The sequence below is a fragment of the Streptacidiphilus carbonis genome (assembly GCF_000787775.1).
In the GTDB taxonomy this organism is placed as follows: domain Bacteria; phylum Actinomycetota; class Actinomycetes; order Streptomycetales; family Streptomycetaceae; genus Streptacidiphilus; species Streptacidiphilus carbonis.
In genome coordinates this window covers 1-2,972 of sequence record NZ_BBPM01000134.1, presented here as the reverse complement: position 1 = coordinate 2,972, position 2,972 = coordinate 1, and the positions used below count along the sequence as shown (strand labels likewise).

3 protein-coding genes are annotated in these 2,972 nt (G+C 67.9%); all 3 read right to left on the bottom strand.

Annotated elements, in window-relative coordinates; translation table 11 throughout:
* Nucleotide 1: 1 nt before the first annotated feature.
* Complete coding sequence (locus tag TR46_RS37580; protein WP_042411836.1) at nucleotides 2-1,108, bottom strand: ABC transporter substrate-binding protein; 1,107 nt, start codon at nucleotides 1,106-1,108, stop codon at nucleotides 2-4.
* 104 nt (nucleotides 1,109-1,212) lie between these two features.
* Nucleotides 1,213-2,136, bottom strand: coding sequence for an ABC transporter permease (locus tag TR46_RS37575; RefSeq protein ID WP_236655709.1), 924 nt, complete (start codon nucleotides 2,134-2,136; stop codon nucleotides 1,213-1,215).
* A partial coding sequence (locus tag TR46_RS37570; RefSeq protein WP_063770763.1) for an ABC transporter ATP-binding protein occupies nucleotides 2,133-2,972 on the bottom strand: 840 nt, incomplete at its 5' end. The genes TR46_RS37575 and TR46_RS37570, both read right to left, overlap by 4 nt.

Below are 2,972 nucleotides of genomic sequence, written 5' to 3'. Positions count from 1 at the left end.
GTCAGCCGTTGGCGGTGAAGCCTTCGAGCTTGTTGGCGGCGATGACGTACTGGTTGGTGTAGGTGTCGCTGATCTTGACCTTGCTGGTGTCGACGCCGGAGAGTTTGGCGGTGGTCTCGACGGTGGCGGGGCCGTTGGCGGGCATCATGCCGTCGGGCAGGAACTGTCCCTTGTCCTGGGCCAGGGCGGCGGTGTAGACGTCCTTGGTGATCAGGCCGTTGTTGGTGTAGGACGCGGGCAGGGCGTCGGCGATCTGGGCGGCGGTGTGGGTGTTGATCCAGTGCATGGTGGCGACCAGGGCGTCGACGACCTTCTGGGCGGTGTCCTGGTGGGACTGGACCCAGCTGTTGAGGGTGAGCACGCCGGCGGCGGGCCAGGTGCCGCCGAGCCATTTGGTGGCGCCGGTGGTGCTGGACAGGTCCAGGACCGAGGTGCCGGCGCCGGCCTTCTCGACGGCGCTGACGGTGGGCTGGGTGGTGATGGCGCAGTCGACCCGGTTCTGCTGGAGGGCGGCCAGCAGGGTGGAGCCCTCGCCGACGCCGACGCGGTGGAACTGGCTGGTGCTGAGGTTGTAGTGCGCGGCCAGTTGCTGGACCAGGTCGTCGGTGCCCGAGCCGAGGTCGGTGACGCCGATGCTCTTGCCCTTGAAGTCGGCCGGGGTGGTGACGCCGGAGTGCTTGGAGCACATGACGCGTTCGCCGGGGGCGCCGCTGAGCTGGGCGAGGTTGATGACGTCCTTGCCCTTGGCCTGGAAGTCGAAGGTGTGGATGTACCAGGCGCCGGCCATGTCGACCTGGCCGGAGGCCATCGCGTCCTCGGCGCCGACACCGCCCGAGGTCTCGGTGCTCAGCTGCATGTTCACGCCGTACTTCTTGTAGAAGCCCAGCTGCTGGGCCAGCTCGTAGGGCAGGTAGATCTGCTTGTCGATGCCGCCGACCATCATGGTGACCTTCGGCAGGCTGCCGCCGCCGGAGCCGCCGGAGCCGCTGCTGGAGGAACCGCTGGAGGAGGAGCCGCAGGCCGTCAGTGCGACGGTGGCGAGCAGGCCGCCGGTCATCGCCAGGGCGAAGGTCCGGCGGGATCTCTTGCTGATCTTAGTGGTGGACATGACAGGTACTCCCTTGTACGGTGAGGGTGGCTGGTACAGCAGGGGGCGGAACGTGGCCCGGGGGTTCGCCGGTCCCAGTCGGTCAGGGCCGGTCGGGGCTGGGCTTAGAGGCCGGCGACTTCGGTGGAGGCGGTGGGGCGCCAGGCCAGGAGCTTCTTCTCCAGGAAGCTGATGCCGGTCTCGGCGGTCAGGGCGATCACGGCGATGATGACCATGGCGGCGAACACCCCGTTGGGGTTGAAGTGGTTCTGGGCGTCGGAGATCACCAGGCCCAGGCCCTGCTGGGCGCCCAGGAACTCGCCCACGATCGCGCCGATGACCGCGAAGCCGAAGGCGACGTGAAGGCTGGCGGTGATCCAGGTCAGCGCCGAGGGCAGCACCACGTGGCGGGTGATCTGCAGCCGCGAGGCCCCCAGCACCCGGGCGTTGTTGATGAAGACCCGGTCGACCTCGCGCACGCCCTGGAAGGCGTTGAAGAACACGACGAAGAACACCAGGACCGAGGCCAGCAGCACCTTCGCCGGAGTGCCCAGGCCCAGCCAGACGAAGAAGATCGAGCCGAGCACGATGCGCGGCACCGCATTGACGATCTTGATGTAGGGGCCGATCACGTCGGCCAGGAAACGCACCTGGCCCAGCAGCACGCCCAGCACCACACCGCCCAGGACCCCGTACACGAAGCCCAGCAGCGCCTCCTCCATGGTCACCCCGATCTGGGTCCAGATGGAGCCGAACGAGGTGCCGTGCTGGAACCAGTCACCCAACTGCTTGACGATCCCCGACGGCTGGCCGAAGAAGAACGGATCGATGATCTTCCAGTCGGCGAACAGCTGCCAGCCGCCGACCACGATCACACCCAGCAGCACCCGGCTGACATTCACCTTGATCTTGCGGGCGCGGGCCTGGCGCAAAGCCCTGGCCTTCACCGTCGCCTCGTCGGCGGCGATCTCCGACTGCAGGACGGTGCGTACTTGGTCGGGGGTCTGCATCTGCCGCTCCCTGGACTCGGAGGTAGAGGTCGTGGTCATCGCTGCTCTCCCTTGCTCCCGGACACACCCGCACCAGCCGGCGCACCGGAGGTGCCGCCGGTCAGCGCGTAGGCGCGCTGCACCTCGTCCTTCAGCGACTCCCAGATCTGGTGGTGCAGCTCCAGGAACCGCGGATCGAACCGGATCTCCTGGACCGCGCCGCGCGGACGCGGCAGGTCGATGTCGTAGACGCCCTTGATCGTGCCGGGCCCCGAGGTCATCACCACCACCCGGTCCGACAGCGCCACGGCCTCCTCCAGGTCGTGGGTGATGAACAGCACCGAGGGCTTGAGCTCCTCCCACAGACCCAGCAGCTCGTTCGACATGATCGCCTTGGTCTGCACGTCCAACGCCCCGAACGGCTCGTCCATCAGCAGGATCGACGGCTCGTTGATCAGCGCCGCGGCCATCGCCACGCGCTTGCGCATACCGCCGGACAGCTGGTGCGGGTGGTGGTCCTCGAAACCCCGCAGCCCCACCCGGCCCAGCCAGTCCCGGGCCGCGGCCTGCGCCTGCTTCTTGCCCACCCCGCGGAACACCGGACCCAGCGCCACATTGGCCAGCACCGTCTTCCACGGCAGCAACGCGTCCTGCTGGAACATGAAACTGACACCGTCGGTGATCCCGTCGACCTCCCGGCCACCCACCCGCACGGTGCCCGCACTCGGCCGGTCCAGACCAGCCACCATGCCCAGAGTCGTCGACTTACCACACCCGGTCGGTCCCACCACCGCACAGAACTGACCCGGCTCAACCGTGAAGTCCACCTCACGCAGTGCCGTGAACACCTTCCCCGCCGGGGAAGTGAACCGCCGGGTCACACCGGACAGTTCAAT